Annotated in this window: 20 protein-coding genes and 1 pseudogene; 6 read left to right on the top strand and 15 right to left on the bottom strand. The window is 37.9% G+C overall.

Translation table 11 applies throughout. The features are described from left to right. The first annotated feature begins 54 nt into the window (after window positions 1–54). Window positions 55–465, top strand: coding sequence for an HIT family protein (locus tag QM865_RS02550; RefSeq protein WP_261079325.1), 411 nt, complete (start codon window positions 55–57; stop codon window positions 463–465). A 9-nt stretch (window positions 466–474) separates the two neighbouring features. Beyond that, on the top strand, window positions 475–762 hold the full coding sequence (locus QM865_RS02545) for a hypothetical protein (RefSeq protein ID WP_414305946.1): 288 nt from the start codon (window positions 475–477) through the stop codon (window positions 760–762). Window positions 763–1,042: 280 nt separating this feature from the next. On the opposite strand, the gene dnaJ is transcribed toward QM865_RS02545, so the two are convergent. From dnaJ to QM865_RS02515, 6 genes are all read right to left on the bottom strand, one after another. After that, the gene (dnaJ, locus tag QM865_RS02540) at window positions 1,043–2,179 is read right to left on the bottom strand and encodes a molecular chaperone DnaJ (RefSeq protein ID WP_049493653.1); all 1,137 of its coding nucleotides are present in this window, start codon (window positions 2,177–2,179) and stop codon (window positions 1,043–1,045) included. 311 nt (window positions 2,180–2,490) lie between these two features. After that, entirely contained in the window at window positions 2,491–3,123 is a 633-nt protein-coding gene (locus QM865_RS02535; protein ID WP_414305945.1) for a DJ-1/PfpI family protein, read from the bottom strand. A gap of 304 nt (window positions 3,124–3,427) precedes the next feature. Continuing rightward, complete coding sequence (gene dnaK, locus QM865_RS02530; RefSeq protein WP_000034661.1) at window positions 3,428–5,251, bottom strand: molecular chaperone DnaK; 1,824 nt, start codon at window positions 5,249–5,251, stop codon at window positions 3,428–3,430. Between the two features lie 429 nt (window positions 5,252–5,680). Then, window positions 5,681–6,205 (bottom strand): nucleotide exchange factor GrpE, encoded by a 525-nt coding sequence (grpE, locus tag QM865_RS02525; RefSeq protein WP_414305944.1) that lies wholly within the window; start codon window positions 6,203–6,205, stop codon window positions 5,681–5,683. Window positions 6,206–6,231: 26 nt separating this feature from the next. Beyond that, on the bottom strand, window positions 6,232–7,266 hold the full coding sequence (gene hrcA / locus QM865_RS02520) for a heat-inducible transcriptional repressor HrcA (RefSeq protein WP_414305964.1): 1,035 nt from the start codon (window positions 7,264–7,266) through the stop codon (window positions 6,232–6,234). Window positions 7,267–7,426: 160 nt separating this feature from the next. Next, window positions 7,427–7,939, bottom strand: a complete 513-nt coding sequence (locus QM865_RS02515; RefSeq protein WP_414305943.1) for a DUF2812 domain-containing protein — start codon at window positions 7,937–7,939, stop codon at window positions 7,427–7,429. A 606-nt stretch (window positions 7,940–8,545) separates the two neighbouring features. Between QM865_RS02515 and hsdR the strand changes: the two genes are divergently transcribed. From hsdR to QM865_RS02500, 3 genes are read left to right on the top strand one after another with little or no spacing between them, the layout of a single operon-like run. Beyond that, entirely contained in the window at window positions 8,546–10,879 is a 2,334-nt protein-coding gene (hsdR, locus tag QM865_RS02510) for an EcoAI/FtnUII family type I restriction enzme subunit R (protein WP_414305942.1), read from the top strand. A 12-nt stretch (window positions 10,880–10,891) separates the two neighbouring features. After that, window positions 10,892–12,355: an HsdM family class I SAM-dependent methyltransferase gene (locus tag QM865_RS02505; protein ID WP_000029046.1), complete on the top strand. Its 1,464-nt coding sequence runs from the start codon at window positions 10,892–10,894 to the stop codon at window positions 12,353–12,355. Further along, window positions 12,355–13,893 carry a restriction endonuclease subunit S gene (locus QM865_RS02500; protein WP_414305941.1) on the top strand — a complete coding sequence of 513 codons (1,539 nt, stop codon included), beginning with the start codon at window positions 12,355–12,357 and terminating at the stop codon, window positions 13,891–13,893. Before QM865_RS02505 ends, QM865_RS02500 begins: the two co-directional genes overlap by 1 nt. Here QM865_RS02500 and QM865_RS02495 read toward each other — a convergent pair. The 4 genes from QM865_RS02495 to QM865_RS02480 all read right to left on the bottom strand — a co-directional run bounded on the left by QM865_RS02495 (window position 13,853) and on the right by QM865_RS02480 (window position 17,159). After that, window positions 13,853–14,419 carry a restriction endonuclease subunit S gene (locus QM865_RS02495; protein WP_414305940.1) on the bottom strand — a complete coding sequence of 189 codons (567 nt, stop codon included), beginning with the start codon at window positions 14,417–14,419 and terminating at the stop codon, window positions 13,853–13,855. The genes QM865_RS02500 and QM865_RS02495 overlap by 41 nt on opposite strands. Further along, window positions 14,406–15,203 carry a tyrosine-type DNA invertase PsrA gene (gene psrA, locus QM865_RS02490; RefSeq protein ID WP_000651180.1) on the bottom strand — a complete coding sequence of 266 codons (798 nt, stop codon included), beginning with the start codon at window positions 15,201–15,203 and terminating at the stop codon, window positions 14,406–14,408. The genes QM865_RS02495 and psrA overlap by 14 nt, the downstream gene beginning before the upstream one ends. 56 nt (window positions 15,204–15,259) lie before the next feature. Further along, on the bottom strand, window positions 15,260–16,558 hold the full coding sequence (locus tag QM865_RS02485; protein WP_414305939.1) for a restriction endonuclease subunit S: 1,299 nt from the start codon (window positions 16,556–16,558) through the stop codon (window positions 15,260–15,262). 451 nt (window positions 16,559–17,009) lie between these two features. Continuing rightward, window positions 17,010–17,159 (bottom strand): cell envelope, encoded by a 150-nt coding sequence (locus QM865_RS02480; RefSeq protein ID WP_414305963.1) that lies wholly within the window; start codon window positions 17,157–17,159, stop codon window positions 17,010–17,012. On the opposite strand from QM865_RS02480, the gene QM865_RS02475 reads away from it, so the two are divergent. Further along, window positions 17,124–17,243 (top strand): glutamine synthetase, encoded by a 120-nt coding sequence (locus tag QM865_RS02475; RefSeq protein WP_414305962.1) that lies wholly within the window; start codon window positions 17,124–17,126, stop codon window positions 17,241–17,243. The genes QM865_RS02480 and QM865_RS02475 overlap by 36 nt on opposite strands. Window positions 17,244–17,332: 89 nt before the next feature. Here the strand turns inward: QM865_RS02475 and glnA are convergent, their stop codons facing one another. From glnA to QM865_RS02450, 5 genes and pseudogenes are all read right to left on the bottom strand, one after another. Further along, complete coding sequence (gene glnA, locus QM865_RS02470; protein WP_001122886.1) at window positions 17,333–18,679, bottom strand: type I glutamate--ammonia ligase; 1,347 nt, start codon at window positions 18,677–18,679, stop codon at window positions 17,333–17,335. Between the two features lie 36 nt (window positions 18,680–18,715). After that, a complete protein-coding gene (glnR, locus tag QM865_RS02465; protein WP_000659548.1) occupies window positions 18,716–19,072 on the bottom strand; it encodes a transcriptional repressor GlnR in 357 nt (118 codons plus the stop codon). A 76-nt stretch (window positions 19,073–19,148) separates the two neighbouring features. Further along, the gene (locus QM865_RS02460) at window positions 19,149–19,676 is read right to left on the bottom strand and encodes an FUSC family protein (RefSeq protein ID WP_000119914.1); all 528 of its coding nucleotides are present in this window, start codon (window positions 19,674–19,676) and stop codon (window positions 19,149–19,151) included. 323 nt (window positions 19,677–19,999) lie between these two features. Then, window positions 20,000–21,196, bottom strand: a complete 1,197-nt coding sequence (locus QM865_RS02455) for a phosphoglycerate kinase (protein WP_001096743.1) — start codon at window positions 21,194–21,196, stop codon at window positions 20,000–20,002. A gap of 89 nt (window positions 21,197–21,285) precedes the next feature. Next, window positions 21,286–21,771, bottom strand: a pseudogene (locus tag QM865_RS02450) (G5 domain-containing protein); the annotation flags it as partial. Window positions 21,772–21,775: the final 4 nt, after the last annotated feature.

The raw sequence follows: 21,775 nt of genomic DNA, 5'->3' as shown, positions 1-21,775 counted from the left end.
CTGGTATAATGTAGCTATATTATATCAAAATTCAATACAGTAGAGGTAGATTTTATGTCAGATTGCATTTTTTGTAAAATCATCGCAGGGGAAATTCCTGCTTCAAAAGTATATGAAGATGAGCAGGTTCTTGCCTTTCTTGATATCTCTCAAGTGACACCAGGACATACCTTGATCGTGCCCAAAGAACACTATCGCAATCTTTTGGAAATGGACGCTACGAGCGCCAGCCAACTCTTTGCCCAAGTGCCAACAGTAGCTCAAAAAGTCATGAAAGCTACCAAAGCTGCTGGTATGAATATCATTGCCAACTGTGAAGAAATCGCAGGGCAAACAGTCTTTCATACCCACGTTCACCTCGTACCTCGCTACAGTTCAGACGATGACCTCAAGATTGATTTTATCGCCCACGAACCAGACTTTGACAAACTTGCTCAAGTCGCTGAAACTATCAAAAACGCCTAAGGAGTTGCTATGAAATTAACTAATCTACTGCTATTTGCAGGAGCTGCAGCCGGAAGTTATCTGGTCACAAAAAATCGCCAAACCATTACAAATGAAGTCTTAAATACTACTGACCGCGTTCAAGCTATCAAGGACGATGTGGATATTATCCAAAACAGCCTGCAAATTATCGACCAGCAAAAAGAACTCATCAAGGAATACCAAGAAGACCTGACTTACAAGTTTAAGGTCTTGGAAAAAGATATCCAGACTAGACTAGCTGTGATTAAAGAAACACAGGAAATCGAAGATAAGTAAAAAGAGCTACTCGGCTCTTTTTTAAAATGTAAACAAGTTATATCCCATCAACTATACACCATAATTTAGGCAACTCATTCACCATTTCACAACTAAATCGAAGTCTTTCCGCCGTAATGAAAACACCTGAAACAGTTTGGTTTCAGGTTTCCGGAAACTTTGAGACCTAAGTTCAAAGTTTAGGTATGGAACTTCGAAGAAGGTCGCTACCGTCCGTCATTACTTAAGGAAAGTCTTAAAAAATCTATAAAGCAAAAAGAGCCCGACGGCTCTTTTTACTTTATTCTCCATCAAAGGCATCTTTAATATGGTCAAAGAAACCTTTTTTCTTTGGATTGACTTTTAAATCACCAGCAGCTGCGAATTCTTTAAGCGCTGCTTTTTGGCGGTCATTCAAGCCTGTCGGTGTTACGACATTGACAGTAACGTATTGGTCACCAACTGCACCGCCACGAAGGCTCGGAGCTCCTTTTCCACGTAGACGGAATTTCTTACCAGTCTGAGTACCCTCTGGAATAACCAATTCAACATCACCGTGAACAGTTGGAATATCTACTGTGTCACCAAGAGCTGCTTGGACAAAGTTGAGGTTGAGATTGTAGAAGATAGTCGTTCCTTCACGTTCAAACTTGTCGCTGGCTTCCACAGAAACCACTACATACAAGTCACCGTAAGGTCCACCGTTAAATCCAGCTTCACCTTGACCAGCTAGGCGAATTTGTTGACCTGTTTCCACACCAGCAGGGATTTTTACATGTACACTATGAGCTTGTTTTTCATGACCTGTTCCGTGACAAGTGGTACATGGATCCTTGATTTCTTTTCCACGACCGTGACAGACATCACAGGTTACTTGGCGACGCATCATACCAAGCGGAGTTTGTGTATCAACGTTAATGACACCAGCGCCATGACAGCGTCCACAAGTGACTGGACTTGTTCCTGGCTTAGCACCTGAGCCATTACATGTACGACAGCTTGCTTCACGATTGTACTTAACCTCTTTTTCAGCTCCAAAAATAGCTTCTTCAAAGGTCAAATTCACACGGTATTGGAGGTCATCCCCCTGACGAGGAGCATTTGGATTGCGCGAAGCACCGCCTCCGCCGAAGAAACTTGAGAAAATATCCTCAAAACCACCGAAGCCTCCTGCCCCATCGAAACCGCCGAAACCACCAGCTCCACCAAAACCACCGTTGGCTCCAGCAGCACCGTATTGGTCATAGGCAGCACGTTTTTGGTCGTCACTCAAAGTCTCATAGGCTTCCTGAACTTCCTTGTACTTTTCCTCAGCACCAGGCTCCTTGTTGATATCTGGGTGATATTTTTTGGAAAGTTTACGATAAGCCTTTTTGATTTCGTCTGCCGAAGCGTTTTTTGACACCCCCAGACGATCATAAAATTCAGTATTGTTCATACAAGATACCAAGACCGTAAAATTCGACTGAAAAATAGGAAATCTGACGCTGAAGCGATGCTCCTAGGCAGATTTATCTTTTTTCCGAGAATTTAGGTCGGGTTCAATTCCTTTCTTTTATATTGAGTAAGAAATTTGGGAACCCGTGTTCAATTCCCTGAACACCTTTGTTCCTTTCTGTTATTGTTGCGGAACGAAACCACCATTTAGGTCGGGTTCAATTCCTTTCTTTCAAATTAAGTAAGAAACTTTGGAACCCGTGTTCAGTTACGAACACTCTTTGTTCCTTTCTATAATTTTCATGTAAATATTTAGAGGGTATTTTCTATACTCTGTTTCACTTCATCAAACTCTTTGTCCGATAGAGTAAAAATCAAATCCTCTTCTGAATATTCATTCTGTTCTTTAAAATAGTTGTCCGTATTCTCTGCCAACCCTAAACCGAAAATCACTTTTCTTGCAAACTCTTGATGTGCAAAACCGATAGCCGTAATGATTTGTTTATCTTGGACAAGAACTTTCGGTTGGAAATTCTCACGTGGAAGAAATTCAAAATAGTCAAAGAAGTTTTGCCAAATTCCACCTGTAAATTTCGTGTCGTTCAACAAGCCTGCTTTCGCCAATAAAAGGGGCGCTGAAGAAATGGCTGCAATTAGGATATCTTGCTCATTAAGACTTCTCAAAAACGAGATCAATTTCTCATCTTGTAGAGTAGGACCTATATTTACCATTCCTGGCAAAATCACACAAGAATAATCTTCTATACGGATCTGATTCAATGTTTTCGTCGGTTGACAGGACAAACCATCCTCAGAGACCACCATCGAATTCTCAGAAGCTACATAATCAATCGTAATATCAAAAGACAGAGCTAAAGCACTTGTTAAAGTGGTTATCTCATAAAGAGAAAAATTAGGATAAATGACACAAAGTACTTTTTTCATACGCAACATCCTCTATTTTATCGAAAAACAGAGGCTGGGTTGCAACCTCTGGATTTCTTCCTATCATTACGACGTTCAAAAATAAAGTCGATTATACTTTGTTTTTGAACTAGTAAGGCGTTTAGGCAAGTCGCCATAGCGATTGCCGTAGAATGACAATCACTTTAGTGATTAGTCATTCTTAACGAGTTAGGCTTAACTGAGTTTCGGCTAAAAACTTCGGAAAAAAGATAAGCCATCTTTTGTGCATCGCACAAGGCGATGGCTTCCTATTTTTCTTTCGTTTTCTTAACGCCTCAACATCTTATTTTTCAGTAAACTCTCCGTCCACGACGTCATCGCCTGCGTTTCCTGTTGCTTGTGCACCTTCTGCTCCTGCTTGAGCTTGTTGGGCTGCTGCGGCTTGTTCGTAGAGTTTAACAGCAAGACCTTGAGCTTTTTCGTTCAACGCTTCAAGTTTTGCTTTCATGTCGTCCAAGTTGTTGTCTTCTTGCGCTTTCTTAAGATCATCAAGGGCAGCTTGGGCAGCGTCACGTTCTGCGTCGAAGCCTTTGCCTTCAGTTTCCTTGATTGTCTTTTCAGTCGCAAAGATCGCTTGGTCAACTTCGTTACGAAGGTCAACTTCTTCTTTACGTTTCTTATCTGCTTCAGCATTAGCTTCTGCATCTTTCATCATGCGGTCAATTTCTTCATCAGTCAAACCTGAGTTAGATTGGATCACAATAGTTTGTTCTTTTTGAGTTCCAAGATCTTTGGCCTTAACAGACACGATACCGTTCTTGTCGATGTCAAATGTTACTTCGATTTGAGGAATTCCACGAGGTGCAGCTGGAATATCTGTCAATTGGAAGCGTCCAAGAGTCTTGTTATCTGCTGCCATTGGGCGTTCACCTTGAAGAACGTGGATATCAACGGCTGGTTGGTTGTCTGCCGCAGTTGAGAAGACTTGTGATTTAGATGTTGGAATAGTTGTGTTGCGGTCGATGAGTTTTGTGAAGACACCACCCATTGTTTCGATACCAAGTGACAATGGTGTTACGTCAAGAAGGACTACGTCTTTGACATCACCAGTAATCACACCACCTTGGATAGCCGCACCCATAGCAACTACTTCGTCAGGGTTCACTGATTTGTTTGGTTCTTTACCAGTTTCAGCCTTAACAGCTTCTACAACGGCTGGGATACGAGTTGAACCACCAACAAGGATAACTTCGTCGATTTCTGACAAGCTCAAACCTGCATCTGAAAGGGCTTGACGAACTGGAACTTTTGTACGTTCTACAAGGTCACGAGTCAAATCATCAAATTTCGCACGAGTCAAGGTCATTTCCAAGTGAAGAGGTCCAGCCTCACCAGCAGTGATAAATGGCAAGCTGATTTGAGTTGAAGTTACACCAGAAAGGTCTTTCTTCGCTTTTTCAGCTGCATCTTTCAAACGTTGCATTGCCATCTTGTCAGTAGACAAGTCAATACCGTTTTCTTTCTTGAATTCAGCAACCAAGTGGTCGATGATTTTTTGGTCAAAGTCGTCACCACCAAGTTTGTTGTCCCCTGCAGTTGACAATACATCGAAGACACCGTCACCCAATTCAAGGATAGATACGTCGAATGTACCACCACCAAGGTCAAATACCAAGATTTTTTCTTCTTTGTCAGTCTTGTCCAAACCGTAAGCAAGAGCGGCTGCAGTTGGTTCGTTGACAATACGTTCTACTTCAAGACCAGCGATTTTACCAGCGTCTTTTGTTGCTTGACGTTGAGCGTCGTTAAAGTAAGCTGGAACTGTGATAACTGCTTTAGTTACCTTTTCGCCAAGGTAGTCTTCAGCATAACCTTTCAAGTATTGAAGAATCATAGCTGAGATTTCTTGTGGAGTGTATTCTTTTCCGTTAGCAGAAACTTTTTCAGAAGTTCCCATTTTAGATTTGATAGAGATGACTGTATCTGGGTTTGTAACTGCTTGACGTTTTGCAGCATCACCAACGATGATTTCGCCGTTTTTGAATGATACTACAGATGGAGTTGTGCGGTTTCCTTCTGGGTTTGCGATGATTTTGCTTTCAGTTCCTTCAAGAACTGCAACTGCTGAGTTTGTTGTACCTAAGTCAATACCGATAATTTTAGACATGTGTTTTTCTCCTTGTTAGTTAATTTTCTATTTTTCTTTTTGATACTCTTCTTAAGTGGCGGCGCCGTCAGAGCTTGACTTCGTCAATCTCTTTGACTAAACTTTGAGCCTAAGGTCTCAAAGTTTGCGCAAATAGCGCCACGGCGAAGAGTATCGCCTTTGGTTCGCTTCGCTCACTATTGCAAAGCCAAACATATTTTATCTTTCTTCATAGTTTAGTGTCGTTTCGGACAAGTTTTCTATTATGTAAATTACGACACGAGGAGTCGAAATCGATTTTATTTCGACAACGACTTGCTTTAGCTACCGTCAGAATTGCCTAATCGAACACGCCCTAAGCTCTGGGTAAAAAAGATAAATTTCCTTGTGTTCATCGAACACTTCGTCAATCTCCTATTTTTACTGTGAGCTTTTTACGGGCTTTGTATCTTAATTGTACACCACTACCATTGCTGGGCGTAGGATGCGGTCATGGAGTTTGTAGCCTTTTTGGAAAACTTGGGCGATGGTATCTGCTGGGTGTTCATCGTCTGCTGGGAGAGTTTGGATGGCCATGTGATAGTTATGGTCAAATTCACCGTCAGCTGCGATTTCTTCGATTCCTTCTTCTTTCAAAGCGTGAATCAAGCTTTCTTGCACCATCTCCAATCCTTTTTTGACGTCGTCTGTCAAACCTTCAACTGCGAGTGCACGCTCAAGGTTGTCCAAAGAAGGGAGAATCGCTTTTGCCAAGTCTTGGCTACGATAACGTTGCAAGTTTTGACGCTCTTCATTGGCACGACGTTGGATATTTTGCATTTCCGCATGAGCGCGAAGGTATTTATTTTCGAACTCATCTGCACGTTCATTTGCCAAGTCCAATTCAGACTTCTCAGGAGTTGTTTCTTCAGCTGTTTCCACAATTTCCTCTTCTTGAACTTCTTCTACTTCTTCATTTTTTATATCTTGGGCCATTTTCGCCTCCTTTAATGATTTCAATCTTAATGTACTTCGTAATGATTACTGCTGAGGTAGCGGTAAAAATCTGTCAACTTCATGGTCAAAACACGATTGACCACATTGACTTGGTTGATTAGCTGTTGGTAATCCAGATTGACTGGACCGATAATGGCTAGAATTCCAACTCCTCGATAAGGAATGAGGAACTTGCTACTAATCACCGCTAGGTCTGCTAGACAGGACTCTTGACTGTCCGCAACACGGACATTTTGCATCTGATCTTCACGCAACCCCTCACGAATCTCCAAGGCCACCTTTTGCGGTTGGTCAAAGAACTGATAGGTCGCCAGATGGGCAAAATTCAAGAGATTGACCTTGCCCGCCACCACAATATTTTCGTTGAACATTTCCTTAAAGATATGTTCAAAGAGATCAATGACATTGTCCGTTGTTGTAAAGTAACGCTGGATAATCTGCGGAATCTCCGTCCGAATCTTGTAGTGAATATCTAGAACGGTGTGCCCGAGGAAACGTTCCTGAATGATGCTCTTCAGTTTCAGCAAATCCTCCTGCAAGAAGTTCCTTGGAATCAGAAACTGACTGGTAACCGTTCGAGACTCGTCTAGGGTGAATACTGCCAAGGCTGTATGTTGCCCCAAAACAACGATATCAAAGGCTGTCAACCGTTGCCTGCTGGGCTCAACATCCAGTGCTACTACCGTACAGCCACTCAAGCCTGTCAATAGATTAGCAGCTTCTTGCAGAATATCCTCCAATTTGAAGAATTCCTGATCAAAGGCTTTGACAATCTCATATACCTCATTTTCAGCCAATCGGTCAAAATCCAGTGAGTGTTTTACATAGTACTGAAAACCAGCAACACTTGGCATCCTACCACTTGAAGTATGAGCCTTCTCAAGCAAACCTTGCTTTTCTAAAGCCGCCATATCATTACGAATGGTTGCACTGCTAGAGTTAATGGACTCTTGCAAGGCTTTGGATCCGACAGGTTCGTGCGTTTTGGTAAAGATGTCAATAATCAGATTTAAAATATCCTGCTGACGCTCTGTAACCACCTCATCACTCCTCTCTGTCTGATCAATTAGCACTCGACACATTCAAGTGCTAAATCATGATTCTATTATACACCCTTAAAAGAGAATGTCAAGATAAAAACTCAAAAAATTAGCACTCTTTTATCAAGAGTGCTAAAAATCGGTCTGAAGACCGAGAAACTCACCTTCCATCTACTTGGTATTTCCTTTTAAGTCTGAAAAAACCATGGATTAAATAAGAAATCATTAAAGCATATAAAAGAAAAATAATAAAGAAAGACATAGAAAGTTCTTCTTTAAATAAACTCATACAAACAACAAAACCACCTAAGAAAGTAGCTGTACAGGAACGAAGTCTAGATCGCATAACTTCCCATCTGAGCCCCTTAGCCATATAGACTTGATCCTCTGAAAGCATATCAAAAGCCGGTTTACGAAGAATTGAACAAAAACCTGTTTCCATCAATTCCCAACCTCTATTTCTAAAATCTTGCAGTTCATGCTTATATTTTTTAAGAAATCTAGAATCATAGATACGGTAGATGACATCGTCTGGTTGACATTGGTCAAAATAGAACAAACCAAAACGACTCGTTCTATACCTCCAACCTTTCAAATGCATCTCATGTAAATATTCTTCTTCCTTGTCCAAATCAACAATAGTGAAAATCCGAAATTCTACTCTGCTATTCATTGTCTTACCCCAAAATTAGAAAACATGCCTGGCGTTATTTATTAGATAATTCTTTCCACTTTTGAAACAATATCCAAAAAATATAAGAAATCTGAATCGCATGGACTATCAATAAAACACCATCTATTATAACAATCAAAAACATTTCCCAACTGAAAGAACTACCTCCAGTGACAAACTTTGTGAAAACCGGTAGTAGAACTAAAAAGAGAAGCAAAATAGGAAGCATCCGCATTGTTAAAATCCGTTTGGCATAAAAAATCTTTATTTAAACTAAAATATTATAGCAAAATTTACGACAGTTTTTGAACGGCTGATGTAGATATTTTATACTTTCAAAATGTTTAAATGTGATTATTTATTTTTGAAAAATAGCTCACCAGCCCGACTGAAAGTGCTTATAGAATGATAATAAGTCGCCTGCCGAAAACAGCGAAAAATAGCGGTGTTATGCCGAGATAATCTGACGCGATGCGAAAATATATTGCATACTTATTTTCAACAATTTAGCAGAGTATTTTTATAAGTATGATATAATAGAAGTATAATTTGTTCTGATAGTTTATTTCATGGAGAAGTAGATTTTTAGAATGCGGAGGGTTCAATATGGTTGAGTTTATAAAGTCTAAGAAAGAAATGAGTGAGGAGGATATTAAAGCAAATTTCATCACTCCTGCTATTGTATCCAAAGGATGGAAAAATGGTGAACATATCGCTTACGAAGAATACTTCACTGATGGTCGAATTGAAGTTAGAGGAGATAAGGCTCGTCGTAAAGAAGGAAAAAAATCAGACTATTCACTGTATTACCAATTTGGAACTCTAATTGCAATTGTTGAGGCAAAGGATAATAAACACAGCGTTCGAGCAGGATTACAACAAGCTATTGAATATGGAGAGATTTTAGATGTTCCATTTGTTTATTCTTCGAATGGTGATGGCTTTATTGAACACGACCGTATCACGAGAGAAGAACGTGAGCTGGAGTTAGACGAATTCCCTACTCGTGAAGAATTATTTTCTCGTATGACGAAGGAAAAAGGATTGACGTACGAAATTACAGAAGCTATCTCAACTCCATACTATACAGACGCCTTCTCAATGAAAACGCCACGCTATTATCAGCAAATAGCTATCAACCGTACTATTGAAACAGTTGCCAGAGGACAAAAACGAGTAATGTTTGTGATGGCAACAGGAACGGGGAAAACGTTCATGGCTTTTCAAATTATTCATCGCCTTCGAAAAGCTGGTTTGGCTAAACGAGTTTTATTCTTAGCAGATAGAAACATCTTAGTAGACCAAACGATGGCTGAAGACTTTAGGCCATTCGAAAAGGTAATGACGAAAATTACACCAAAACTTTTGACTGCTCCTGAAAAATTAAATTCTTTTGAAATTTATCTAGGGCTTTATCAGCAACTAACTGGTGAAGATGGAACTGAAACACATTATCAAAAATTTGACAAAGACTTCTTTGATTTAATCGTAATTGATGAAGCGCACCGTGGTTCAGCTAAGGAAAACAGTAACTGGCGTAAGGTAATTGATTATTTCAGTTCTGCGACACAGATTGGGATGACCGCTACTCCTAAAGAAACCAAGAATGCTTCCAATACGGAATACTTTGGTGAGCCAATCTATACTTATAGTTTAAAACAGGGAATCGAGGATGGTTTTTTGGCTCCATATCGTGTTATGAGGGTTAATTTAGATGTGGATGTGGATGGTTATCGTCCAGAAACTGGAAAAGTTGATGCTAACGGACAATTAATAGAAGATAGGTACTACGGCAGGAAAGATTTTGACAAAACCATTGTCATTGATAATAGAACGCAAAGAGTTGCCAAGTTTGTTTCCGATTATATGAAGCAAAACAATGCACGATTTGATAAAACAATTGTTTTTTGTGTTGATATTGACCATGCCGAGCGAATGCGTGCTGCACTTGTAAAAGAGAATCTAGACTTAGTCCAAGAAGACTATCGTTATGTCATGCAAGTAACTGGTGACAACGCTGAAGGAAAAGCTCAACTGGATAACTTTATGGATGTCAATTCTAATTTTCCCGCTATTGTAACAACGTCTAAATTATTAACGACAGGAGTTAATGCTAAAACATGTCGTTTGATTGTTTTAGACTCTAATATCCAATCCATGACTGAATTTAAACAAATTATTGGTCGTGGCACACGTCTTTATCCTCAAAAAGGGAAAGATTTTTTTACGATTATTGATTTTCGAAATGTTACCAATTTGTTTGCTGACCCTGATTTTGATGGTGAGCCAGTGAAGGTGCTGGAAACAGGTGCGAAAACAGTCAGTGGTTCTACGCCCGGTTTCGTAGGTGAGGAAGGTGACCCAGTAGAAAAATATATCGTTACAGACAAGCAGGTTACCATTCTTAATTCTACTGTTCAAGTATTGGATGAAAACGGGAAACTGATTACCGAAAGCCTGACCGACTACACTCGGAAGAATATCTTAGGTAGCTACGCCACTTTGAACGATTTTATCACAGTTTGGCATACGGCGGATAAAAAGAAGCTTATCTTAGACGAACTTTATAAAAAAGGAGTTTATCTAGATGCTATTCGAGAGTCAGAGGGAATATCAGAACAAGAAATCGATGATTTTGATTTACTCCTAAAACTTGCCTATGGTCAAAAAGAATTAACCAAAACGGAACGTATCAATAAACTCAAACAAAGCGGATATTTATATAAATATAGTGAGGAAGCGCGTGCTGTTTTGGAAATTTTACTGGACAAATACATGGATAAAGGTATTGGAGAACTCGAAAGCATTGAAACATTAAAACTTCCAGAATTTCAGATATATGGTGGAACCTTCAAAATCATCAATACTTATTTTGGAGATAAAAAACGATATTTACAAGCAATTAAAGAATTGGAGAAAGAGCTATTTACAGTAGCTTAATGAAAGGAAAGTATGTCAATTACATCATTTGTAAAAAGAATTCAAGATATCACTCGAAACGATGCTGGTGTTAATGGTGATGCTCAACGTATTGAGCAAATGTCTTGGTTATTATTCTTAAAAATTTATGATAGCCGTGAAATGGTTTGGGAATTAGAAGAAGACGAGTATGAGTCAATTATCCCAGAGGAATTAAAATGGAGAAATTGGGCTCATGCTCAAAATGGGGAGCGGGTATTGACAGGCGATGAATTACTTGATTTTGTCAATAACAAGTTATTCAAAGAGTTGAAAGAGCTTGAAATAACTTCAAATATGCCTATTCGAAAAACGATTGTTAAATCAGCTTTTGAAGATGCGAACAACTATATGAAAAATGGCGTCTTGTTACGCCAAGTCATCAATGTTATTGATGAAGTTGATTTCAATAGCCCTGAAGATCGTCATTCGTTTAATGATATTTACGAAAAAATTCTTAAAGATATTCAAAATGCTGGGAACTCAGGAGAATTTTATACGCCACGTGCAGCGACTGATTTTATTGCCGAAGTTCTTGACCCAAAACTTGGAGAATCAATGGCAGACCTTGCTTGCGGAACAGGAGGATTCTTGACTTCGACTCTGAACCGTTTAAGTAGTCAACGTAAAACTAGTGAAGATACCAAAAAATATAATACAGCTGTTTTTGGTATTGAAAAGAAAGCATTTCCTCATCTTTTAGCAGTTACAAATCTGTTTCTTCACGAAATTGATGATCCTAAAATTGTTCATGGAAATACTTTGGAGAAAAATGTTCGTGAATATACAGATGATGAAAAATTTGACATTATTATGATGAATCCACCTTTTGGAGGGTCAGAATTAGAAACAATAAAAAATAACTTTCCAGCAGAATTACGGAGTTCTGAAACAGCTGATTTATTTATGGCTGTCATTATGTATCGTTTGAAAGAAAATGGTCGTGTTGGAGTTATTTTACCTGATGGTTTTCTATTTGGTGAAGGTGTAAAAACTCGCTTGAAACAAAAACTGGTAGATGAGTTCAACTTGCATACGATTATTAGGTTGCCTCATAGTGTCTTTGCACCGTATACAGGAATCCATACGAACATTCTTTTCTTTGATAAAACAAAGAAAACAGAAGAAACTTGGTTCTATCGTTTAGATATGCCAGATGGTTATAAAAATTTCTCGAAAACTAAGCCGATGAAGTCAGAACACTTCAATCCTGTTCGTGACTGGTGGGAAAATCGTGAAGAGATTCTGGAAGGTAAGTTCTACAAATCTAAATCATTTACACCTAGTGAATTGGCTGAGTTGAATTATAATTTAGACCAGTGTGGTTTTCCAAAAGAGGAAGAGGAAATCTTAAATCCCTTTGAGTTGATTCAGAATTATCAAGCGGAAAGAGCAACTTTAAATCATAAGATTGATAATGTATTAGCTGATATTTTGCAGTTGTTGGAGGACAAATAATGACACCAGAACAACTTAAAGCAAGTATTCTCCAAAGAGCGATGGAAGGGAAATTAGTGCCGCAAAATCCCAATGACGAACCTGCAAGTGAATTATTAAAGAGAATTAAAGCTGAAAAAGAAAAACTTATCAGTGAAGGAAAAATCAAACGAGATAAAAAGGAAACCGAGATATTTCGTGGTGATGATGGGAAACATTATGAGAACTTCGCTGATGGAAGCACTCAAGAAATTGATGTTCCTTATGATATTCCTGAGAATTGGGAGTGGGTGAGATTAAACGATATAACCTCCTACATTCAAAGAGGAAAGTCTCCAAAATATTCAAATATTCCTATATACCCTGTGATTGCTCAGAAATGTAATCAATGGTCTGGCTTTTCTATTGACTTGGCAAGATTTATTGATCCCGAAACAGTTCATAGTTACCAGAAAGAAAGATTACTAAGAGATGGTGATTTAATGTGGAATTCAACAGGCCTAGGTACGTTAGGACGATTAGCTATTTACCATGAAAATAAAAATCCTTATGGCTGGGCTGTTGCAGATAGCCATGTTACAGTTATAAGAGTCTTATCGGGGTTTATTAATTGCCATTTCATCTATAATTTTCTTTCCTCTCCTATTGTTCAGTCAGTTATTGAAGAAAAAGCGTCGGGTAGTACAAAACAAAAAGAATTATTAACGAAGACTATAAAAGAATATTTAATACCTCTCCCTCCGCTAGCTGAACAACAACGCATAATAGAAGCAATCGAATCAGCTATAGAAAAAGTGGATGAATATGCTGAAAGTTATAATAGATTAGAACAGCTAGATAAAGAATTTCCAGATAAACTAAAAAAATCTATTCTTCAATATGCTATGCAAGGAAAATTAGTTGAACAAGACCCAAATGATGAATCAGTCGAAGTTTTACTTGAAAAAATACGAGCAGAAAAGGAAAAACTCTTCGAAGAAGGTAAGATTAAAAAGAAAGATTTAGAGATTTCAATTGTTTCCCAAGGAGATGATAACTCTTATTATGGGAAGATACCTATGAATTGGGTACAGACAACATTAAATTATATAGGAATAATTAGTACTGGTAACACGCCATCTAAAAATAGCCCTGAAAACTACGGTGGCGAAATACCATTCTATAAACCTGCTGATTTATTACAAGGAGAACTATACAATGCAACTGAATATTTATCGGTTCTAGGAAATACAAAATCCAGAAAAATAAAAGCAGGTTCTATTTTAATAAATGGTATTGGAAATATTGGAATTGCTGGGATTGTTCGTGTTGATGGAGCGTTCAATCAACAAATGCATGGCATAGAAGTATTTAATTTTGTCAACTCAAAATTTTTACTTTTAGCTATACAGTCTGATTTTATGCAAAAACAATTCAAGAACAATACATCATCTACCACTATTCCTATATTAAACAAAACTAGATTTTCTCAAACTATAATTAATTTTCCAGGTATACGTACACAAAAATTAATAATTACTAAAGCTGAGAAACTTTTTGAAAAAGTAAGTCAATTTTAGCGACAATTCTCTTTTGTTCTAAAACTGAAGGAATACCTATTATTTTAGATTTTAGATACGAATAATGTCGAGCATAGCCCCTGTTCCTAACAAATAATAGCGTATAGTCTAAGTGGTATTTTAAAAATTTTGCAGATAAGCAAATTGGAGACAGAATTTTTACTCCGTCTGCACCAACAACAAAAGGGAAGTCTATAATCTTAAGATTTCTTGTATGGTCACCAAATATTACAACGTCTGTTTTATAGTCTAGAATCTTAGAAAAATTATTAGAAAATCCTTCAACTAATATTTTAGATTGACTAACTACTGGAATCTTGCCCTCTTTTACAATTTCAGACTGTTTTATTTGATAAGGCTTAGCTGAAATAGTTGTTACAATTTTTTCTAAAGGAGCTAGCAACCAAGTTGATCTTCTTGGAAAATCTATTTCAATTTTAATGTTATTCAGATAATAAGAGCCATAATCACAAAAAAATAGCAGATGGTCAATTTGACCACCTGTTATTTTTTTACCAATTAACAATTTTATCTACAATATTTTGTTGTTCAGTAGCTGTTTTCCTTAGATAAATTCGAGTAGTTTCTATACTTTCGTGTCCCATCAAATCTGCAAGCAAGGCAATATCATTATACTTCGATAAAAAATTCTTAGCAAATAAATGTCTAAAAGAATGAGGGTAAATTACTTTAGGATTCATTTTGTATTTATCAGCATAATTTTTTAACTGTTGAGCAACTCCTCTTGCTGTAATTGGTTCATTAAATTTATTCAAAAATAAATAACCACTTCGGCGATTTTCTGATTCTAACCAACTAAGACAACTATTTCTTAATTTTTTAGGAATGTACAGTCTACGAATTTTACCACCTTTTGAGTAAATGTCAAAATAACCGATTTCTACATGCTCTACTTTTAGCTTAATAAGTTCACTTACACGAGCCCCAGTTGCACCTAAAAACCAAACGACAAAATGCCATTTTAAAATACCATCTTTTTTCAAACTACGTTTAAGAAAAAGGTAATCAGCATGGCTAATGACATCTTCTAAAAACGGTTTTTGCTGTACTTTGACAAATTTTAATTTCAAATCATCATGACCAATAAAAGCCAGATATTTATTTACTCCTTGTAGTCGCAAATTGACAGTTTTAGGTTTAAAATTGTCTAATAAATATCCTTTGTATTCAAATAAATCTTCCATTTTGAGTTCGTAATTCTCCAAGAAAAATCGAACACCATAAAGGTACGAACGCACAGTATTTTCAGCTAAACCAGCTTTCTTCAAATGTAATTCAAAATCTTTCAACGTAAAACTCCTATCTTATGTTTGATAGAAATTCCACCGCACGTAAAACTATTATACTAAATTAGTGCGTCAATAATGGCGAAAGATTCTTCGATTTTATCAACGATTCTGGATTGTTCAGGAAGGGGTGGGAGGGGGATTAAATATTCTTTTATAGTTTTCGTTAATAATTCTTTTTGTTTTGTACTACCCGACGCTTTTTCTTCAATAACTGACTGAACAATAGGAGAGGAAAGAAAATTATAGATGAAATGGCAATTAATAAACCCCGATAAGACTCTTATAACTGTAACATGGCTATCTGCAACAGCCCAGCCATAAGGATTTTTATTTTCATGGTAAATAGCTAATCGTCCTAACGTACCTAGGCCTGTTGAATTCCACATTAAATCACCATCTCTTAGTAATCTTTCTTTCTGGTAACTATGAACTGTTTCGGGATCAATAAATCTTGCTAAGTCAATAGAAAAGCCAGACCATTGATTACATTTCTGAGCAATCACAGGGTATATAGGAATATTTGAATATTTTGGAGACTTCCCTCTTTGAATGTAGGAGCTTATATCGTTTAACTTCACCCATTCCCAACTTTCTGGTATTTCACAAGGTACTTCCTCATAATAAGAGTTATCATCTCCTTGGGAAACAATTGAAATCTCTAAATCTTTCTTTTTAATCTTACCTTCTTCGAAGAGTTTTTCCTTTTCTGCTCGTATTTTTTCAAGTAAAACTTCGACTGATTCATCATTTGGGTCTTGTTCAACTAATTTTCCTTGCATAGCATATTGAAGAATAGATTTTTTTAGTTTATCTGGAAATTCTTTATCTAGCTGTTCTAGTCTATTATAACTTTCAGCGTAAATTTCAACCTTTTTCAAGGCTCGTTCAATTTGAGCAACAATCCGTTTTTGTTCGGCGAGGGGTGGAAGGGGGAGGAGAGTTCCCTTTAACATTTTTTGAGTAACTTGAAAAATTGTAGTTGTGTTTGCATCGTCAAGCTGACTTCTGAAATGACTTGATTGAAAAAAATAGTTCATAAAAGTGGAGGAAACGGATATAGGACGAATTACTGACATAAATGCACCAAAACTCGTTTTCGTCTTTAAATTTCCGACAATAGCTGTCTTTCCGACAAGCTGCTTACTACCACTTCTAACAGCCATTAAAATATCATTTTTGTTTAGCCACTCATTTTCCTTTATTATCGTTTTTTCAGATACAAAGGCTAAATCTAGTGTGCTAATTTTCCCGTTTTTAATATTATTAGCCTTATAGATAGGTATTCCTGTTTCTTGAACTTCACTCGGTTTAAAAGTCAGCCCAATATTTGTAGTACAAATATTACCAACCCTCACCCACTCCCAAGTATCAGGAATATCATAAGGAATATCAATTTCTTGAGTGCTTCCATCAGCGAACTTCTCATAGTGTTTCTTATGTGCTTCAAGTATATAAAAAGGCGTAAAAATACGCCTATAGATAATGGGGTTGAAATAGGTTTATTGTTGATGAGATTGTAGATAATTCAATTTTTTACTTCCAATCGAATATTCAAAACCTCCACCTTTTCTGCCTGTAATTGTTCATCATAAAATTCAATATCTTCAGGATTTTCCCCTTGGCAACCTCGGCAGAAATATTCTTCCGCTCGATCAGGATTCAAAAATCGACAAGCACAAACAAAACAGTCGCCATCATCATTTATTGAGATAATATAGTAGATTGAAATAAGATGTAAACAAATCGATTAGGAAAGTTAAATTAGTTTCTAGAAATTTTTAGCAGATGTAGTGTACTATTCTAGTCTCAATTTACTATGGCTTCAAATATATCTTTCGAAAAAATATTTACAGATGTGTAATTTTGAAGCTTGCAAAAGTTAGTAAACTTGTAGATTTCGATTTGAGGCAATTTGTTTTCTTGCCCGATATTGTTTTCAAAATTGAATTTTTCTATAGTGACTCCTTGATTTTATTCTACACGTCTGATGATATATCTAATTTGCAAAAGAATCAAGAGGATTTTTCGAAAAATAAATAGCGACCGAAATCGCTATTTTAGGGGTTATAAGTATTCGATTGCTTAGACTGCTGTATGACTGCTTACCCTCAGGCAATCTTTCTTCTCTATTAATAAAGATCTAAATAATTATCAATTTCCCATTGTGAAACGAAGGTTGCATAACTTGCCCATTCGATTCGTTTAGCTTCAAGGAAGCTAGTATAGATGTGTTCTCCGAGAGCTGCTCTGACAACCTCATCCTCTGTTAAAGCCTTCAAAGCGTTGTGAAGAGTTGATGGAAGGTCTGTAATACCAGCTTCCTTACGCTCTTCTGCTGTCATGATGTAGATATTTTCTTCGATAGGAGCTGGTGCTTCGATTTTATTTTCAATACCATGCAAACCAACTTCCAAAAGAACCGCCATAGCGATGTATGGGTTGGCCATTGGATCCACCGAACGCAACTCAAGACGAGTTCCCATACCGCGTGAAGCAGGCACGCGCACAAGTGGAGAACGGTTACGACCAGCCCAAGCAATGTAAACAGGCGCTTCATAACCTGGAACCAAACGTTTGTATGAGTTAACCGTTGGGTTCATGATAGCAGTATAGTTGTAGGCATGTTTAATCAAACCACCAAGGAAATGGTAGGCCGTTTCAGACAACTGCATTCCTTTTGGATCATTTGGATCAAAGAAGGCATTATTTCCTTCTGCATCAAACAAGGACATATTACAGTGCATACCTGATCCGGCAATACCAAATTTTGGTTTCGCCATAAAGGTTGCGTAAAGTCCGTGTTTGCGAGCAATAGTTTTAACAACAAGTTTAAAGATTTGAATCTTATCACAAGCACGGAGGACTTCATCATACTTAAAGTCAATCTCATGCTGTCCAACAGCAACCTCGTGGTGACTGGCTTCTACTTCAAATCCCATTTTGGTCAAGACATTGACAATCTCACGACGTGTATTGTCCGCAAGGTCAGTAGGCGCCAAATCAAAGTAGCCACCCTTGTCATTTACTTCAAGTGTTGGGTCACCATTTTCATCCAACTTAAATAGGAAGAATTCTGGCTCTGGCCCAAGGTTGAAGGATTTGAATCCCACTTCTTCCATGTGACGAAGAGCACGTTTCAAATTACCACGAGGGTCACCTGCAAATGGTTCACCTTCTGTTGTATAGACATCACAGATCAAACCTGCAACACTTCCATTTTCATCTCCCCACGGGAAGACTGTCCATGTATCCAAGTCTGGGTACAAGTACATATCTGACTCATTGATACGTACAAAACCTTCAATAGAAGATCCATCAAACATAGCCTTATTTGACAAGACCTTATCTAATTGTTCATCTGTAGCAGGAATTTCGACGTTTTTCATGGTTCCCAAAATATCTGAGAACATGAGACGGATAAAGGTAACATTTTTTTCCTTGACTTCACGACGAATATCTGCAGCTGTGATTGGCATGAGTTTTCTCCTTAATGTATGACTACTTGCGGTTGCCTAACCGCGACCAAAAGGTGACCGTACTGAAGCAAAGCGACCCTGTTGGAGGAGTTCATTGTGAAGTGCACGACGCACCTCAGTCTGACTCACCGCTTTCTTGGATTTCGCTTCACGTTCAGCATACTTTTTCTTAATGGCAGCGATATTATAACCTTCAGAGATGTAATCTTTGATTTCAAGCAGACGATCCATGTCATTCAAAGAATACATGCGACGGTTCCCTTCATTTCGATCAGGCTTAATCAACTCTTGATCTTCATAATAACGAATCTGACGCGCCGATAGATCGGTCAACTTCATAACACTGCCGATAGGAAAAACAGCCATATTTCGGCGAAATTCTTTTTCCTTCATTTACAATTTCCTTCTTTCTGTCTATTATAGTCTAAAAAAAGACAAACGTCAATTAATAATGTTATAAAATGTAACATTATTTTTCTTTTTTCTCTAAAAAGAGCCGAATACGATCAATATCGTAATTTACGAGAATTGCGACAAAAACTCCCATGAACGTTTCTGATACACGCGCAAACACGTACAAAATCGTTTCACCACTCGGAATCGATAGGGTAATGATTAACATAGCCGCTACACCACCAATAACACCTGCTTTGTTATTCATGGCTACATTTGTCATAATGGTTAACATGGTACAGATTGGAACAACAACTAAGGTTACCCAAAAGGCTTCGTGGAAAAAACTATTTATTAGGAAGAAAACCAAGGCATAGAGGCCACCGATACTATTTCCTAGAATACGCGAAGTCCCAAAATGAACACTCTTATCAAAACTCTCCCTCAGGCTAAAAACAGCTGTCAAAGCACCAATTTGAAGACCTTTCCAGCCAAAAAAGCCAAAAATCAAGAGAACTAGAAAAACAGCAATACCTGTTTTAAAGGTTCGCATACCAAGTTTGAACTGGGATTTATCGAATTTATATTTTTTAAAATAACTCATAATCTCAACTTTCTATTTCCATTTTATCATAATTTGGGTGATTTTATGAGGAATAGTTGAGAGGAAGCGTTTTTATTTTAAGCAAAAGAAAAGAGGAACTTTCATCCCTCTCTTCTTTGATTTATTTATAAAATCTTATTTTTCTGTCAAGGCTGCAAGTCCTGGAAGAACTTTACCTTCAAGAAGTTCCATTGATGCTCCACCACCGCGTCACAAATACCTACACTAACACAAAAAGGTGACATAGCCACCTTTTTGTTAACGTTTCAGTTTTGTTCCTTTTTCTACAAAATCAGGATTTTGTAGAGACTAACGGGCTGAAATTATTTTTCTGTAAGTGCAGCCAAACCTGGCAATACTTTACCTTCGAGAAGTTCCATTGAAGCACCTCCGCCCGTACTAATCCATGAGAACTTGTCTGCACGGCCAAGGTTAATCGCTGCGGCAGCTGAGTCACCACCACCAATGATTGATTTAACTCCTGGTTGTTTCACGATAGCGTCCATCACACCGATTGTACCAGCTTGGAAGTCTGGGTTTTCAAATACACCCATAGGTCCGTTCCATACAACTGTTTTCGCACCAGTCAAAGCTTCGTCAAATTTAGCGATAGATTTTGGACCGATGTCAAGACCAAGGAAGCCTTCAGAAACTGCTTCACCTTCAGTGTCACGCACTTCAGTGTAGCCAGCAAATGCGTTAGCTTCTTTTGAGTCAACTGGCAAGATCAATTTACCGTTTGCTTTTTCAAGAAGAGCTTTCGCAACATCTAATTTGTCTTCTTCTACAAGTGAATTACCGATTTCGATACCTTGTGCTTTGTAGAATGTGTAAGTCATACCACCACCGATAAGGACTTTATCAGCTTTTTCAAGCAAGTTTTCGATAACACCAATCTTGTCTGAAACTTTTGAACCACCAAGGATAGCCACGAATGGACGTTCTGGAGTTTCAACTGCTTCTTGGATGTATGCAATTTCGTTTTCAAGAAGGAAACCAGCAACTGCTTTTTCAACGTTTGCTGAGATACCAACGTTAGATGCGTGTGCACGGTGAGCTGTACCGAATGCATCGTTTACGAAGATACCATCTCCAAGTGATGCCCAGTATTTACCAAGTTCAGGATCGTTTTTAGATTCTTTTTTGCCGTCAACATCTTCGTAACGAGTGTTTTCAACCAAAAGAACTTGTCCATCTTCAAGAGCGTTGATAGCTGCTTCCAATTCAGCACCACGAGTGACACCTGGGAAAACAACATCTTGACCCAATTTAGCAGCCAAGTCAGCAGCTACAGGAGCAAGTGATTTTCCAGCTTTATCAGCTTCTTCTTTCACACGTCCAAGGTGAGAGAAAAGAATTGCACGTCCACCTTGTTCGATGATGTACTTAATAGTTGGAAGAGCTGCTGTGATACGGTTGTCGTTAGTGATTACGCCATCTTTCAATGGTACGTTGAAGTCAACACGAACGAGGACTTTTTTACCTTTCAAGTCAACGTCTTTAACAGTAAGTTTTGCCATGTTACAAAAACCCCTTTATTTATTTTATTCGAAACTATTATATCACACTTTGGAAATATAAGGAAAGATTTCACAAGATTTTTCGATATTTAATCTTCATCTTCTTTTTTCTGTTTCAATGTCAATGCTAAACTAGCAAGACCAAGACTGGCCAATCCTGCTATTAGGGCTTCATTGGTATCAGCAGTACCTGTATTTGGCAATTGGGTGCTTGCTTCTTCTGATTTAATTGCTGTATTTTGGACTGGTTTTTCCTGTGTAACCACTGCTGCTGGTTCTGTTTTTACTTTTGTACCAATTTCAACAATTTCTGAAATCGCCTCTTGGATGACTTCTGTTGAACGAAGGCGACGCTGACCGTTTTCATCAACTTCAAAGACATGTCTTAACAGACCATCTCGTCCCTGTATGATGACTCGTTGTTCCCCAACTAGCATCTCAGCATTTTCATGTTCTTGACGGTCAAAGGCAATCTTTTCCTCTTGGACTTCCAACTTAGGAGCCTTTTGTTGGTCAGACACTGGTTGATTAGTAGGTTTTGGAAGGACTGTGGTTTGTGGCGCTGGATTGGCAGGGACT

This window comes from Streptococcus mitis (genome assembly GCF_047462815.1).
Lineage (GTDB): Bacteria > Bacillota > Bacilli > Lactobacillales > Streptococcaceae > Streptococcus > Streptococcus mitis_DO.
This window is presented reverse-complemented; position numbering and strand designations above follow the sequence as displayed.

Excerpts from the sequence above, each read along its gene's own strand:
- dnaJ (WP_049493653.1), bottom strand. The coding sequence starts at position 2,179 with ATGAACAATACTGAATTTTATGATCGTCTGGGGGTGTCAAAAAACGCT.
- QM865_RS02550 (WP_261079325.1), top strand. The coding sequence starts at position 55 with ATGTCAGATTGCATTTTTTGTAAAATCATCGCAGGGGAAATTCCTGCT.
- glnA (WP_001122886.1), bottom strand. The coding sequence starts at position 18,679 with ATGCCAATCACAGCTGCAGATATTCGTCGTGAAGTCAAGGAAAAAAAT.
- QM865_RS02500 (WP_414305941.1), top strand. The coding sequence starts at position 12,355 with ATGACACCAGAACAACTTAAAGCAAGTATTCTCCAAAGAGCGATGGAA.
- hsdR (WP_414305942.1), top strand. The coding sequence starts at position 8,546 with ATGGTTGAGTTTATAAAGTCTAAGAAAGAAATGAGTGAGGAGGATATT.
- grpE (WP_414305944.1), bottom strand. The coding sequence starts at position 6,205 with ATGGCCCAAGATATAAAAAATGAAGAAGTAGAAGAAGTTCAAGAAGAG.
- QM865_RS02545 (WP_414305946.1), top strand. The coding sequence starts at position 475 with ATGAAATTAACTAATCTACTGCTATTTGCAGGAGCTGCAGCCGGAAGT.
- QM865_RS02505 (WP_000029046.1), top strand. The coding sequence starts at position 10,892 with ATGTCAATTACATCATTTGTAAAAAGAATTCAAGATATCACTCGAAAC.
- QM865_RS02535 (WP_414305945.1), bottom strand. The coding sequence starts at position 3,123 with ATGAAAAAAGTACTTTGTGTCATTTATCCTAATTTTTCTCTTTATGAG.
- dnaK (WP_000034661.1), bottom strand. The coding sequence starts at position 5,251 with ATGTCTAAAATTATCGGTATTGACTTAGGTACAACAAACTCAGCAGTT.
- glnR (WP_000659548.1), bottom strand. The coding sequence starts at position 19,072 with ATGAAGGAAAAAGAATTTCGCCGAAATATGGCTGTTTTTCCTATCGGC.
- QM865_RS02460 (WP_000119914.1), bottom strand. The coding sequence starts at position 19,676 with ATGAGTTATTTTAAAAAATATAAATTCGATAAATCCCAGTTCAAACTT.
- QM865_RS02515 (WP_414305943.1), bottom strand. The coding sequence starts at position 7,939 with ATGAATAGCAGAGTAGAATTTCGGATTTTCACTATTGTTGATTTGGAC.
- QM865_RS02455 (WP_001096743.1), bottom strand. The coding sequence starts at position 21,196 with ATGGCAAAACTTACTGTTAAAGACGTTGACTTGAAAGGTAAAAAAGTC.